At 71.2% G+C, this 14,856-nt stretch carries 8 protein-coding genes; 5 read left to right on the top strand and 3 right to left on the bottom strand.

From position 1 onward, the window contains the following. Positions 1-30 precede the first annotated feature (30 nt). Both HEP73_RS06715 and HEP73_RS06710 read right to left on the bottom strand, forming a co-directional pair. A complete protein-coding gene (locus HEP73_RS06715) occupies positions 31-3,564 on the bottom strand; it encodes an ATP-binding protein (RefSeq protein ID WP_458309656.1) in 3,534 nt (1,177 codons plus the stop codon). A 152-nt stretch (positions 3,565-3,716) separates the two neighbouring features. Further along, positions 3,717-7,319 carry an ATP-binding protein gene (locus HEP73_RS06710; RefSeq protein WP_185822595.1) on the bottom strand — a complete coding sequence of 1,201 codons (3,603 nt, stop codon included), beginning with the start codon at positions 7,317-7,319 and terminating at the stop codon, positions 3,717-3,719. A 238-nt stretch (positions 7,320-7,557) separates the two neighbouring features. On the opposite strand from HEP73_RS06710, the gene HEP73_RS06705 reads away from it, so the two are divergent. From HEP73_RS06705 to HEP73_RS06695, 3 genes are read left to right on the top strand one after another with little or no spacing between them, the layout of a single operon-like run. Next, on the top strand, positions 7,558-8,226 hold the full coding sequence (locus HEP73_RS06705; RefSeq protein WP_185822594.1) for a YceI family protein: 669 nt from the start codon (positions 7,558-7,560) through the stop codon (positions 8,224-8,226). Further along, complete coding sequence (locus HEP73_RS06700; RefSeq protein ID WP_185815690.1) at positions 8,223-8,789, top strand: cytochrome b; 567 nt, start codon at positions 8,223-8,225, stop codon at positions 8,787-8,789. Before HEP73_RS06705 ends, HEP73_RS06700 begins: the two co-directional genes overlap by 4 nt. A gap of 11 nt (positions 8,790-8,800) precedes the next feature. Next, positions 8,801-9,367, top strand: a complete 567-nt coding sequence (locus HEP73_RS06695) for a YceI family protein (RefSeq protein ID WP_185822593.1) — start codon at positions 8,801-8,803, stop codon at positions 9,365-9,367. Positions 9,368-9,792: 425 nt separating this feature from the next. On the opposite strand, the gene HEP73_RS06690 is transcribed toward HEP73_RS06695, so the two are convergent. Beyond that, entirely contained in the window at positions 9,793-10,023 is a 231-nt protein-coding gene (locus HEP73_RS06690) for a glutaredoxin family protein (protein ID WP_185822592.1), read from the bottom strand. 90 nt (positions 10,024-10,113) lie between these two features. Here HEP73_RS06690 and HEP73_RS06685 point away from each other — a divergent pair, with 90 nt between their 5' ends. Both HEP73_RS06685 and HEP73_RS06680 read left to right on the top strand, forming a co-directional pair. Next, positions 10,114-11,496 carry an L-serine ammonia-lyase gene (locus HEP73_RS06685; RefSeq protein ID WP_185815687.1) on the top strand — a complete coding sequence of 461 codons (1,383 nt, stop codon included), beginning with the start codon at positions 10,114-10,116 and terminating at the stop codon, positions 11,494-11,496. Between the two features lie 360 nt (positions 11,497-11,856). Further along, positions 11,857-14,844: a ligand-binding sensor domain-containing diguanylate cyclase gene (locus HEP73_RS06680; RefSeq protein WP_255423701.1), complete on the top strand. Its 2,988-nt coding sequence runs from the start codon at positions 11,857-11,859 to the stop codon at positions 14,842-14,844. Positions 14,845-14,856: the final 12 nt, after the last annotated feature.

The following is a 14,856-nucleotide window of genomic DNA, read 5'->3' as shown; positions in this document are numbered from 1 at the left end:
CCGCTCTTGCGAATCCCCAATCCCTAATCCCTAATCCCGGCCTCCAAGCACTGCCTCGATCGCCTCGGCCAGCATATCTCCCGTCACCGGCTTGCGCAGGAAGCCGTCGAAGCCGGCGGCGCGGGCCTGCGGTTCGGCGTCGGCGTCGGCGCGGGCGGTGACCGCGATCAGCGGCATCTCGTAGCCGAACACGCGCAGCTGCCGCGCCAGCGCCAGGCCGTCCAGGCCGGGCAGGTCCAGGTCGAGCAGCGCCACGTCGAAGCGGTTGCCGGCCGCTTCGGTCAGCGCCGCCAGCGCATGCGCGGCATGGGTGATGTGGTGCCCGCGCGCACTGAGCAGGCCACTGACGACTTCGGCAACAGTGGGGTCGTCCTCGACCAGCAGGATATGCAGCGGCTGCGTCGCCGCCAGGGCCTCGCGTTCGCTGCGTGCAGCCGGATGCAGCGCGTCCGGGGTCCACGGCAGCGGCAGGTCGACGATGAAACGGGTGCCGACGCCGAGCTTGCTGTGCAGCTCCACGCGCCCGCCCATCGCCACCGCCAGTTCCTGGCAGATCGCCAGGCCCAGGCCGCTGCCGCCGTAGCGGGCGGCGGTGCGCGGGCCGTCGGCCTGTTCGAAGCGCTGGAACAGCCGCGCCTGCTGTTCGGCGTTGATGCCCGGGCCGGTATCGGCGACCTCGAAACGCACGCCGTGGCCGTCGTGCAGCGGCGCCACGCGCAGGGTCACCCCGCCGTGATCGGTGAACTTGATCGCGTTGTTGAGCAGGTTCAGCAGGATCTGCCGCACCCGGGTCGCATCGCCGCTGGCGGTCACCGTCGCGGGCATCGCGTTGTCCAGGGCGAAGGCCAGGCCGCGGCTGTGCGCCATCGGCGCCATCATCGCCTCCAGCTCGCCGATCAGCTGGATCAGGTCGAACGGTTGCTGGTCCAGCTCCAGACGGCCGGCCTCGATCCGTGCCAGGTCCAGCGCATCGTTGACCAGGCGCAGCAGGTGCGCGCCGGCGCGGCGGATCGAGTCGGTATAGCCGCGCTGCTTGGGATCCAGCGGCGTGGCCAGCAGCAGTTCGCTCATGCCCAGCACGCCGGTCATCGGCGTGCGCACCTCGTGCCCGAGCGTGGCCAGGAAGCGGGTCTTGGCCAGCGAGGCCTGTTCGGCCAGCTCCTGCTTGTGCAAGGCCAGTTGCCAGGCATTGCGACGGCGCAGGCGCCGCCGGTACAGATAGGACGCCAGCCACAATGCCAACAGCGCCAGCAAGGCCAGCCCGGCCATGCCCCAGGGGCTGCGCCACCACGGCGGCAACACGCGAAAGCGCAGCGTGGTCACCTTCGACCACACCTTGTCGGCGGTGCGCGCCTGCATTTCCAGGGTGTAGTGGCCCGACGGCAGGCGCGAGAACAGGCGCTCGCCGCTGGCACCAACGTCCACCCAGTCCGGGTCGTAGCCGCTGAGCCGGAACCGGTAGGTGTTGGCGTCGGTGTCGGAGAACGACAGCAGGCGCGCGACCACATGCAGGTCGCGGTCGCCTTCCTGCAGGGCGATGCTGCCGGCATGCAGCAGATCCAGCGCGCGCTCGCCACGGCGCACGCCGATGCGTTCGATCACCAGCGGCGGCTGCCGCCGTGACGGCACCACCTGCGACGGCTCGAACAGCACCACCCCGTCCGGGGTGCCGCCGAGGATCTGCCCGCTGCGCGCCTGGATCAGGGTCTGGGCGCGGAATTCCTGGTTGGGCAGGCCGTCGCGCACGCCGTAGGAGCGGATCGCCTTGCTCGCCGGATCGACCCGGATCAGGCCGCGCACGCTGCTCAACCAGGCCACGCCGCTGGCGTCGACCACGATGCCGTTCGGCGCCAGCGACGGGAACTCCTGCTCGGCGTCGATGCGGTCGAGCAGGCTCAGCCGCTCGCCGTCCCACAGATAGCGTTCCAGGCGGCCGAGGCTGGCCAGCCACACCACGTTGCCATCGGTGATGGTGAAGGCGCTCAGCGGCCGCGTCGGCGCGCCCGGCACCGGCGCGAAACGCTCGCTGGTCGGGTCCCAGGCCAGCACGCCGTATTGGCCGAGCACCCAGGGCTGGCCCAGCGGGCCGGGCCGGGCATCGTCCACGGTCAGCTCCGACGGCAGCCCGTCGGCGCCCGGGGCGATGTTGCGCAGCACGTGCCCGTCCAGGTCGCGGACCTGGGCGCCGCCGAACTCGCCGAACAACCACAGGCGGCCGTCGCCGCTGAGCACCAGCCGGTCGATTTCACCGGGTATCGGCGCATCGGCGCCATCCTGCTTGCCCCAGCGCCGCACCTCGCCGCTGACCGGGTCGTAACGCAACACCGCCGCCGCGGCCGCCGCCCACACCCGGCCCTGCGCATCCTCGCCCAGCACGCGCGACCATTCGCGGCCGAACAGCGCGGTGATGTGGTGGCGCACCGCACCGGTGCCGGGATCCAGCTTGTCCAGCATGCCGCGCGTGCCCGTCAGCCACACCCCGCCATCGCGCGATGCGGCGGTCGCCATCACGTAGGGATTGCCCATCGAGTCCGGATCGTCGACCCGGTACGACAGCACCGAGAACTGCCGCCAGTTGGCCGGCAGATACCACAGGCCGGCATTGAAGCTGGCGAACCACAGATCGCCTTCGCGGTCCTCGAACGCCAGCGACCAATTGGGCTTGACCAAGCCGTGCGCGGAATTGCTGTACAGCGGCACGTTGCGGATCTGCCCGACATCGCCCTCGCGGCCCAGGCCGTCCATGGTGTCGAACCAGCGATTGCCGTGGCGGTCGTGGACCAGCATCCCCAGCACGCTCTCGCTCGGCATGTTGCGCCAGTACGGCGCCACCGCGCTGCCGTCGGTGCGCAGCAGGCGCACACCGCCCTGGCTCGCCACCCACAGCGAGCCGTCGCGCTCGGGGGTCAGGCCCTGCACCTCCGGCCGCGGCAGCGCCGAGGCCGGCAGCCGTTCGAAATCGTGCCCGGTCCAGCGCGCCACGCCGCCGCGCGTCCCCACCCACAGCGTGCCGTCGGGCGTAGTCGCCAGCGAGGTCACCACCGGCGATGGCAGGCTGCGCTCGTCGCCCGGCATCGGCATGTAGCGGCTCAGTTTGCCGTCCGCCTGCAGCCGGTCCAGGCCGCCGTTGGCGGTGCCGAACCAGAGGCTGCCGTCGGGAGTGGAGGCGATCGCCCAGACCGTGGCGCCGCCGATCTGCGGGTAGTTGCTGCGGTCGTAATAGCGGAACGTGCGCCGGTCGGCCGAGAGCATGCCCAGGCCGGCGTTCTGGGTGCCGAACCAGACCCGGTTCTGCGCATCCACGTGCACGGTCCAGATCTTGTTGTCGCGCAGCCCGTCCTCGATCCGCCAGATGCGGTAGCCGCGCCCGTCGAAGCGCGCCAGGCCGTCGCTGCTGGCCAGCCACAGGTAGCCGAGCTGGTCTTCGGCGAAGCCGTTGATGCTGTTGGACGGCAACCCATCGGCCACGGTCAACTGGCGCGGCTGCGGGGTCGGCGGCACCGCAGCCACGAGCGCCGTCGACCACAGCAGCAGTAGCCATCCCAAGATCCGTCTCGACCGCATCCTCGTCCCCTTGTGCATGGGCGCCGTATCCCCCGATGCCCGCCGCCATCGTCGGCGATAAGCGCCGCCGCTGGCAACAGACGGACTCGGGACTCGGGACTCGAAGCGTCGCACGCGTTGCCTGCGAATCCACTGCGCCGTCCGGCGAGACCTTACGCTTCCCGCGTCCCTGGTCCCGCGTCCCGAGTCCCGGCTTCAACATCCATCACTGCCGCGATCGCCTCGGCCAACATGTCGCCGGTGACTGGCTTACGCACGAAGCAGGCGAAACCGGCCGCCTTGGCGGCGGCCTCGGCCTCGCCGTCGGAACGCGCAGTCACCGCGATCAGCGGGAAGTCGTAGCCGAGCGCGCGCAATTGCCGCGCCAGCGCCAGGCCGTCCAGCGCCGGCAGGTCCAGGTCCAGCAGGCCCAGGTCGAACGTGCCCTGGGTCACTTCGGTCAACGCTTCCAGGCCATGCGCCGCGCAGGCCACATGATGGCCACGGCTGCGCAGCAGTTCGGCCATCACCTGGGCCACGGTCGGTTCGTCCTCGACCAGCAGGATCCGCAGCGGCGCCTGGGCCCGCGCCGGCAACGGCACCACCGTCGCCGCCTCGGCAGGCCGCGCCTGCCAGCGCAGCGGCAGCGTCACCCGGAAGCGCGCGCCGTGCCCGAGCCGGCTGTCGACCTGGATGCGCCCGCCCATCGCCATCGCCAATTCCTGGCTGATCGCCAGACCCAGACCGCTGCCGCCGTAGCGGGCGGCGGTGCGCGGGCCTTCGCCCTGCTCGAAACGCTGGAACAGCCGCGCCTGCTGCTCGGCGCTGATGCCCGGGCCGGTGTCGGCGACCTCCACGCACAGCCCGTGTCCGCTGTGCAGCGGCGACACGTGCAAGGTCACCGAGCCGCTGGCGGTGAACTTGATCGCATTGCCGATCAGATTGAGCAGGATCTGCCGCACCCGCACCGCGTCGCCGTTGACCGTCACCGCGCCCGGCAAGGTGTCGTGGCATTCGAAGCGCAGGCCGCGCGCCTGCGCCAGCGGCGCCATCAGGTTCACCACGTCGGCGATCAGCGCCTGCAAAGCGAACGGCTGCAGGTCCAGTTGCAGGCGCCCGGCCTCGATCCGCGCCAGGTCCAGCGCATCGTTGACCAGGTGCAGCAGGTGCGTGCCGGCGCGGCGGATCGATTCGGTATAGCCGCGCTGCTTGGGATCCAGCGGCGTGGCCAGCAGCAGTTCGCTCATGCCCAGCACGCCGGTCATCGGCGTGCGCACCTCGTGCCCCAGCGTGGCCAGGAAACGGGTCTTGGCCAGCGACGCCTGCTCGGCCACTTCCTGCTTGTGCAGCGCCAGTTGCCAGGAATGCTGACGGCGCAGGCGGCGGCGGTAGGCGCGCAACGAGGCCAGCACCAGCAGCGCGGCGGCGGCGAGCAGCCCGGCAATGCCCCAGACGCTGCGCCACCACGGCGGATACACCCGGAACGGCAGCCGCAGCGTCGGCGACCAGGCGCCGTTGCGGGTGCGCGCCTGTACTTCGAGCACCTGCGCGCCGGCCGGCAATTGCGGCAGCGTGCGCTCGCCGGTGGCGCCGACCGCGACCCAGTCGCGATCATAGCCGGGCAGGCGGAAACGGTAGACGATGCCTTCCGGATCGACGAACGACAGCAGCCGCGCCACCACGCGCAGATCGCGATCGTCCGGCTGCAGGGCGAAGCCGCCGCTCACCGGCAGCGCCAGCAGCCGCTCGCCGCGGCGCACCTGCACGCTCTCCACGCTCAGCGTCAGCGGCACCTGCGGCGGGTCCGGCAGCCGCGTATCCAGCAGCGCCACGCTGCCATCGGCGGCGGCCGCCACCAGCACCCCGTCGGCCGCCATCAACAGCCCGCGCTTGACCACTTCCTGGCTGCTCAATCCGTTGCGGGTGCCGAACGCGCGCACCGCGGGCGTGTGCCGCGGATCGATCCGGAACAGGCCGCGGCGCGTACCCAGCCAGGCGCGTCCCTGCTGATCGACGACCAGGCCCTGCGACTCGGTCGGCGGCACGCCCTCGGCCGCCGCATAGCGATGCGCCTGCTGCCAGTGCCCGCCCTCGCGGCGCCACAGCTCGAGCCCGGACAGGCGATGCAGCCACAGGGTCTGCGCATCGGCGAAGGCGAACGACTGCACCCGTTCGCCGGCGAATTCCGGCGGAGCGCGGAACTGCCCGGCGGCGGTATCCCAATAGTGCAAGCGCTCGGCGGCCAGCCACGGCGTGCCGTCCGGCGCCAGGTCGAACGCGGCGATATCGGCGGCGGCGGCCAGCCCGCGTTGCGGACCATGGATGTTGTCCAGCACGTGGCCGTCGGCGAGCGCGCGCACCTGCACGCCGAACCCGGGCGCGGCCACCCACAAGGTGCCGTCGGCGCGCTGGCGCAACCAGCTGTTGACGCCGATGTCGGGGGTCGCGTCGGCCGCCGACGCACGCCCCCAGCTTTTCAGCGCGCCGCCGTGGGCAGGGCCGCGCAGCAGCTGGGCGCTGCTGCCCAGCCACAGGTCGCCGGCCGTGTCTTCCAGTACCGACAGCACGCGCACGCCGGGCAGGCTGGGCGTCCACTGCGGCTTGCTCAGCTCGCCGCTGGCCGGCTGCAGCCGGTACACATTGCCGCCGGTCCCGGCCAGCCACACGCCGCCGTCGCGGGCCGGCGCCAGGCCGGCATACAGGTCCGGCGCCAGGCCGTGCGCCGGCCCCAGCACCGCCAGCCGCCGCCAGCCCGGGCGCAGGTAGCCCAGGCCGCGGGTCGGCAACGACACCCACAGCCCGCCCTCCTTGTCGCGCAGCATGCTTACCACCACGTTGGCGCCGGCCACCGCCGCCTCGCCCTCGGCGATGCGCCGCAACGCGCCGTCGGCCGGCTTGTGCCACAGCCCCTGGCCGTTGCCGAGCCAATAGCCGCCGTTGCCGTCCTCGGCCATGCACAGCACCCCGCGCTGCAACGCCCCGGTCCAGTCGGCACGCTGCCAGCGGCCATCGTGGCCGAGCCGGTACAGCTCGCTGTTGGTGCTGACCCACAGGCCGTCGGACAGCGCGATCACCGCCGCGACCTTCTGCGGCGCATCCGTGGGACCGGGCAGGCGGTAGGCGCTGGCGCGCTTGCCGTCGTAGCGCACCATGCCCTTGAAGGTGCCGATCCACAGCACCCCGGCCGTATCGAAGCCCAGGCCGACGATCGCGCCGTCGAGCATCGCATCGACCTCGCTGTCGCCGGCCTGGATGCGCTGCACGCGTCCGTCCGCGGGCACCCGGTACAGGCCGCCGGCGTAGGTGCCGAACACCACCTCGTCGCCGCGGCTGGCGATCGCGAACACCTCGTCGCTGCGCATCGCCGGTTGCGTGGCCATGTTGAAATGGCGGAATCCGCGGCGCGCGGTATCGAGCATGCTCAGACCGCCGCCTTCGCAGGCCACCCAGACCCGGTTGCGCGCATCGATGTGCAGTTCCTGCACGTAGTTGCAGCGCAGCGACTGCGGATCGTCCGGGTCGTGGCGCCAGATGCGGAATTCGCGCCCGTCGTAGCGGGCCAGGCCGTCGCCGCTGGCGATCCACAGGTAGCCGTCGCGGTCCAGCGCCAGCCGCGAGATCTCGCTGGACGGCAGCCCATGCTCGGCGCCCAGCACGCGGAACCGCGGCAGCTCCGGCACCGCCGCCAGCGCACTGGCGCAGCAGCCGGCCAGCAATAGCAGCAGCCAGGCGAGCGTCCAGCCGCGGCGCAGGCGTCGAGGACATGGAATTTGCATCGACATCGGCTCCGGCGGCAGTGAACGATCGGCGGCGGATGAACACCGGCGCACTGCCGGGGCCGGCCGCAGACAGCGCGACCGCTCCGTGCCGCCTTGATGCGGCAGCGTTCTTATACCGCGGGGGGCCGCAAAATCCCACCCGCCGCGTCACGCAACGAACCATTGCGCCGCGCGCTGGCGCAAGCGCCGCGGACTGCGCCTAGAATCCCGGCTACTCCTTCTGCCTGGCCCACCCATGCTCCAGCGCTGCCTGATCGCCCTGCTGCTGACCCTGCCGACCGCCGCGCTGGCCGCCCCGGCGCAGTACGCGCTGGACCCGGTGCACACCCGCGTGCTGTTCGCGATCGAGCACGCCGGCTTCTCCAAGGCGCTGGGCACCGTGTCCGGCAGCACCGGCACGCTGGTGTTCGACCCGGACGACTGGCGCAGCGCGCGGCTGGACGCGCGGGTGCCGCTGCAGCGCCTGGACCTGGGCGACGACAAATGGAACCGCGCCGCGCTGGCGCACAACCTGGTCGACGGCGAGCGTTTCCCCGAGGCGCGCTTCGTCTCCACCCGGATCGAACCGATCGACGCCACCCACGCCAAGGTGTTCGGCACCCTGACCCTGCACGGGGTCAGCCGCGAGATCGCGCTTGACGTGACCCTCAACGCGCTGAAGCGGCATCCGCTGCCGCCGTTCCGCCGCACCGTGGGCTTTTCCGCCACCACCACGCTGCAGCGCGCCGACTTCGGCATCGCCGCCTGGCCGTCGGTGATCGGCGCCACGGTCGAATTGCGCATCGAGGCCGAGGCCACCCGCGACGGCCGCGCCGACGCCGACCCGCCGCCGGCGGACGCGCCCGCCGCCGACACCCCCACTCCGCCGTCCAGCCCCAGCGCCAGCCAGGAATCCACGCCATGACCGCCAAGAACACCGCCGAGCGTTGGGGCGGCGTCAGCCAGACCCTGCATTGGCTGATCGCCGCCTTGATCCTGCTGTTGGGCGTGGTCGGCCTGACCATGGGCGAGCTGCCGAAGACGCCCAAGTACTTCTGGGTCTACACCGCGCACAAGTCGCTCGGCCTGACCGTGCTGGCGCTGGTGATCGCGCGCCTGGGCTGGCGCCTGTATGCCGGCGCGCCGAAGCCGGTGCCGGGCACGCCGAGCTGGCAGGAACGCATCGCCAGCGCCACCCATGTGCTGCTGTACGTGCTGATCTTCGCCATGCCGCTGTCCGGTTGGCTGTACGACTCGACCAGCGGCCTGCGTCCGTTCCGCTGGTTCGGCCTGGTCGCCGTGCCCAAGCTCAGCGCTCCCGACGCGCACCTGCGCGACCTGTCGCATGCGCTGCACGAATGGGGCTTCTGGATCCTGATCGCGGTGGTGCTGGCGCATGCCGGCGCCGCCTTCTACCACCACCTGTTCCAACGCGATGCCACCCTGGCGCGGATGTTGCCGCGCGGCTGGCTGACCCCCAAATCCTGAGGAGTTCCATCATGTCGTCCCGTTTCGCCTCCCCCGCCGCCGTTGCCGCCAGCCTGGTGGCGATGCTCGCCGCCGCCCCCGCGTTCGCCGCCGATTACGTGCAGGCGCCGGGCTCGAGCCTGGTGTTCGCCAGCAAGTACGACGGCGAAGTGTTCACCGGCCAGTTCCCCGGCTTCGACACCAAGCTCAGCTTCGACCCGGCCAACCTGGCCGGCGCCAAGCTCGACGTGGCGATCCCGCTGGCCGGCGCCAAGAGCGGCAATGGCGACCGCGACTCCACCTTGCAGGGGCCGGACTTCTTCAACGTGGCCAAGTTCGCCACCGCCCACTACCGCGCCGACAAGTTCCGTTCGCTGGGCAACAACCAGTACGCCGCCGACGGCACCCTGGAACTGCGCGGCGTGTCCAAGCCGGTGACCCTGACCTTCACCTGGACCCCGGGCGCGCAGCCGGTGCTGGCCGGCAAGGCCACCGTCAAGCGCCTGGACTTCGGCGTCGGCGGCGGCGACTGGGCCGACACCAAGACCATTCCCAACGAAACCGCGATCAGCACCAAGGTCGTGTTCAAGGCGAAGTGAGTCGCCACCGGCCGCAGCGGCACGCGGCCACTGGGCGGCGGATTCCCTCGTCGGGTCCGCCGCTTTTTTTGTGCCTGGACGGGCGCGGCGCGCGGCGAGGCGCATGCATTGCTGGCCGATGCGCGGCAGGAACTGGGACTGCAGCACGCGATCGCACGGCGTATCCGCGAAACCTGGCCTCACTGCGCGTATTGCGCAAGGCCGGCATGCATCCGGCGCCCACCCGCACGGAAGCGACGGCACGATGATCTGCTGTTTCGCATGGCATGCGGACGCGGCGCCGGCAAGCGAGGATCTGCACGGCGTCGCGTCTGCCGTCTGGCAACAGGCCGATCGCAAGGCGTAGCTTCGCCGCAACGCGGAATCGCTCGACTGCAGATCATCCCGGCAGCGCGTCGCCTGCGCGCCGTTTGAATCGGAGCGGCTCAGTCCTGCAGCGTCAGCCAGTCCACCACCCGACGCACATCGAACGGCCACCCCAGCTCGCGACCACCGGCGTCGCGCAGCACCGGCACCCGCTCGCCGTAGCGCGCCTCCAATGCCGGGTCGCCATCGATGAAAACGCTTTCCAGGTCGCCCACGCGCGCCTGTGCCAGGACCAGCAGGGCCTGGTCGCACAGATGGCAGTCGTCGCGCTGGTACAGGGTCAGGGACATGGCCGCGGCTCCGATGCTGCGTTGCGGGCGTGCGCAATGCGCCAGGGGCATAGAATAGACGGTCTTTGGCCTTCCCCCTCTCCGGCACGTATGGCTGTCAGCACCTTCGACCTGTTCAAGATCGGCATCGGGCCGAGTTCCTCGCACACCGTGGGGCCGATGCGTGCGGCCGAGCGCTTCGTGCACCGCTGGCTGCTGGATCCGGGCCGGCTCGGCGAGGTGGTGCGGATCCGCGCCGAAGTGTTCGGCTCGCTGGCGCTGACCGGGCGCGGCCACGGCACCGACAAGGCGGTGCTGCTGGGCCTGGAAGGCCAGCGCCCGAACCTGATCGACCCGGACATCATTCCGAGCACGCTGGAGCGCATCCGCGGCAGCAAGCGCATCAACCTGATGGGCCAGCACAGCATCGCCTTCGACGAGAAGCGCGACCTGGCGCTGAACAAGCGCCAGAAGCTGCCGTACCACACCAACGGCATGCGCTTCACCGCCTACGCCGCCGACGACGAAGTGATCGCCACGCGCGACTACTACTCGGTCGGCGGCGGCTTCGTGGTCAACCAGGACGACGCTGCCGACGACCGCATCGTCGCCGACGAAACGCCGCTGCCGTACCCGTTCAAGAGCGGCGACGAATTGCTGGCGCAGGCCGCGCGCAGCGGCCTGAGCATCGCCGCGCTGATGTTCGAGAACGAGAAGTGCTGGCGCAGCGAGGACGAGATCCGCGACGGCCTGCGCGAACTGTGGAACGCGATGCAGGCCTGCGTGGCGCGCGGCATCCGCGAGGAAGGCACGCTGCCCGGCGGTCTGCACGTGTCGCGACGCGCGCCGGCGCTGTACCGCGAACTGTCGTCCAAACCGGAAGCGGCGATGCGCGATCCATTGACCACGCTGGACTGGGTCAACCTGTACGCGCTGGCGGTCAACGAAGAGAACGCCGCCGGCGGGCGCGTGGTTACCGCACCGACCAACGGCGCGGCCGGGATCATTCCTTCGGTGCTGCACTACTTCGACCGTTTCTGCCCGGGCAGCGACGAGCAGCGCATCTTCGATTTCCTGCTGACTGCCGCGGCGATCGGCATCCTGTACAAGGAAAACGCCTCCATCTCCGGCGCCGAAGTCGGTTGCCAGGGCGAAGTCGGCGTGGCCTGCTCGATGGCCGCCGGCGGCCTGGTCGCCGCGCTCGGCGGCAAGCCGGGGCAGATCGAGAACGCCGCCGAGATCGGCATGGAACACAACCTCGGCCTGACCTGCGACCCGATCGGCGGGCTGGTGCAGATCCCGTGCATCGAGCGCAATGCGATGGGCGCGGTGAAAGCGATCAACGCCAGCCGCATGGCCATGCGCGGCGACGGCAAGCACAAGGTGTCGCTGGACAAGGTGATCCGGACCATGCGCGACACCGGCCGCGACATGCAGGACAAGTACAAGGAAACCAGCCGCGGCGGGCTCGCGGTGAACGTGATCGAGTGCTGAGATGATGCTGCCGGCGTGCCTTCCATGTCCGAGCGGATCGCACCGCTGCGGCGCATGCCTGGGCCACGTCGGCGCGCGCAGTCGGACCGCGCGCAGCGCGCGCACGGCGACGCGGCATGGGCTGCGCGCCACCGCGCCCCGCGGGTCGGACCTGCCTGGATGACAGGCCTTGCGGCCGTCGCGATCGCCGACGCCGCGCAGGCCTTTGTTGCGGTACGGATAAAGATCGGCGCGGCTGCGCCGATAGCGACACTGACGATCCGCCGAGCCGGCACTGGAATGCCCTTGCAGTCCCACCCCGCTTCCTGGTGCACCTGTGCGCTAAAGCTGGCCATGCTCTTCGGAGCGTGGATCTCGCTCGTGCCGACGGCGGCCGCCTTGCAGCCGGACAAGCAGTTCAACCACTACGAACGCCAAGGCTGGGGCCTGGAACAAGGGCTGCCGCAGCTGAGCGTGCAGGCCTTCGCGCAGGACCGGCAGGGCTATCTGTGGATCGGCACGATGGGTGGGCTGGCGCGCTTCGACGGCGTGCGCATGACCACCTTCGGCGAGAAAGCCCCGGCCAACCTGCCCGGCCCGTGGATCAAGGCCTTGCAGGTGGACCCGCGCGGCGACCTGTGGATCGGCACCTACCGCGGCCTGGCGCGCTACCGCGACGGCCGCTTCAGCAATCTGCTGCCGCAGGATCCGCAAGCCGCGCTGCTGAATATCGAAGCGATCGCGGTCGACGCGCAAGGCACGGTGCTGGTCGCCGCGCAGGACGGCGTCTACGCCGTGGTCGGCGACAGCCTGCGCCTGCGTCATCGCATCGCCGACGGCGCCTATGCGCTGCTGCCGCGCGGCGGCGAGCTGTGGGTCGGCACGCGCGGCGCCGTGCTGCGCTTCGCCGAAGGCGACGAGGAACCGCTGCCGCTGCCGGCCGACGCGCACGCCGCGCCAGTGCGGCAACTGCTGGACGCGCAGGGACGGCTGTGGGCCGGCAGTCGCGACGGCCTGCTGTTCCGCCGCGACGGCCGCTGGCAGCGGCTGCCTGGCGACCCGGCGGTGACCCGGCGCGCGGTGGAAGCGCTGTTCCAGGACAGCGACGGCAACCTGTGGGTGGGCCTGCCCGGCTATCTGCTGCGCGTACGCGACGGCGACATCGTCGAGCGATACACGGAAAGCGACCAGGACGCCGGCGCCAGCGCGATCTTCGAGGACCGCGAGCGCAACCTGTGGCTGGGCAGCCGCTGGAAGGGCGCGACCCGGCTGTGGAACGGCTGGACCCGCCGCTACAGCAGCTACGAAGGCCTGAGCGACCCGCTGGTGTGGACGCTGGCGCGCGATCCCGACGGCTCGCTGTGGGTCGGCACCGGCAACGGCCTGGAGCGGCTGCGCGCCGGCCGCTATCAGCAGGTGCTGCGCCGCGAGCAACTGCCCGCCGATGTTCCCTACACCCTGCTCGCCGAACCCGGCCAGCTGTGGATCGGCACCCGCCGCGGCGCGCTGCTGTACCGCGACGGGCGCGCCAGCGAGCCGCCGCTGCTGGCGCCGCTGCACGAACTGCAGGTCAACGGCATCGTTCGCGACCGCGCGCAACGGCTGTGGTTCGCCACCAGCGACGGCCTGTTCCGCAGCGACGGCGCGCACCTGCAGCGCTACGGCAACGACGAGGGCCTGCGCGATCCGCGTGTGCGCCTGATCCACGAAACCCGGGCCGGCCGCCTGCTGATCGGCTCCCAGGCCGGCCTGTACGAACTGCGCGGCGAGCGCCTGCTGCCGCTCGCCGAGGCCGGCTCGGCGCTGGCCGACGCCGACGTCACCGCGATCCACGAACTGCCCGGCGGGCAGTGGGTGATCGGCACCCTGTCCGACCAGCTGTGGGTGTTCGACGGCAAGCGCTGGACCATGTTCGACGAACACGACGGGCTGCCGGCCAACGCCGCGTTCTTCATCGCCGACGACGGCCATGGCAGCCTGTGGGTGGCCGGCCTGCGCGGCGTGTACCGGATGCCGCTGGCGAGCCTGCTCAAGCGCATCGAGGTGCCGAGCACGCCACTGCAGGCCGAACTGCTGCTCAACGAGCGCGGCCAGCGCCACGGCGGCGTGCAGGGCCTGTGCTGCAACGGCGCCGGCAACGGCAAGGGCTTCATCGACAACGGCACGCTGTGGCTGCCCAGCCGCGACGGCGTGGTGACCATGGATACCACCGGCATCGTCAAGAATCCGGTCGCGCCGCTGCCGGTGGTGGAAAGGATCCGCGCGCAGGGCCGCTGGATGGCGCCGCAGGCGCTGCGCGACACGCCGCTGCCGGCGCAGGCGCGCGACCTGGATTTCGAGTTCACCGCGGCCTCGTTCCAGGCCCCGGAGAACGTGGAACTGCGCTACCGCCTGGTCGGCTACGACACCCAGTGGCGCAGCCTGGACGACATCCGCCAGCGCGTGGCCAGCTATACCAACCTGCCCGGCGGCGACTACGTGTTCGAGGTCAGCGGCAGCAACAACGCCGGGGTCTGGGCGCAGGCGCCGGCGCGATTGCCGCTGCGGATCCGGCTGCGCTTCCAGGAGACGCTGTTCTACAAGCTGCTGCTGGCGCTGGGCGTGCTGGCGCTGGCGCTGGCGCTGCTTGGCATCGCGCGCGTGGTCAACCAGCGCCAGCGCGCGACGCTGGAACGGCAGGTGCGCCAGCGCACCGAGGCGCTGCAGGCGGCCAACCAGCGCCTGCAGGAAGCCAGCTTCACCGACGACCTGACCCAGCTGCGCAATCGCCGCTACCTGTCGCTGCACATCCCCAGCGACATCGCGCTGTACCGGCGCATGGCCGCCAACGACCAGGATATGCTGTCCTCGGGCATGCTGTTCGCGCTGATCGACATCGACCATTTCAAGGCGATCAACGACAGCGGCGGCCACCACACCGGCGACGCGGTGCTGCAGCAGATGGCGCAGCTGCTGGTCAAGCTGACCCGCGAAAGCGACTACGTGGTGCGCTGGGGCGGCGAGGAATTCCTGCTGGTGCTGCGCTCGGCGCCGCGCGAGAACCTGACCGTGGCCGCCGAGCGCCTGTGCCGCTCGATCGCCGCGCACAGCTTCGCGCTCGAGCACGGCCGCCACAGCCAGGTCACCTGCTCGATCGGCCTGGCCGAATTTCCGTTCGTGCACGATCCCGACAGCCGCCTGGGCTGGGAGCAGTTGCTGATCCTCGCCGACCGCGCGCTGTACCAGGCCAAGGCCAAGGGTCGCAACGGCTGGGCCGCGTACCGGCCGGTGCTGGGCACGCAGGCCGAGCAGGTGCTGGCGGCGCTGCAGGAGCCGGCCGAGCGCATGCAGCACCACGCCTGCCTGAACCTGGTGCACTCGCGCTGCTGAAGCGCATTGACG

Origin of the sequence: Xanthomonas sp. GW (assembly GCF_014236815.1) — a bacterium.
Classification (GTDB): domain Bacteria; phylum Pseudomonadota; class Gammaproteobacteria; order Xanthomonadales; family Xanthomonadaceae; genus Xanthomonas_A.
This window is presented reverse-complemented; position numbering and strand designations above follow the sequence as displayed.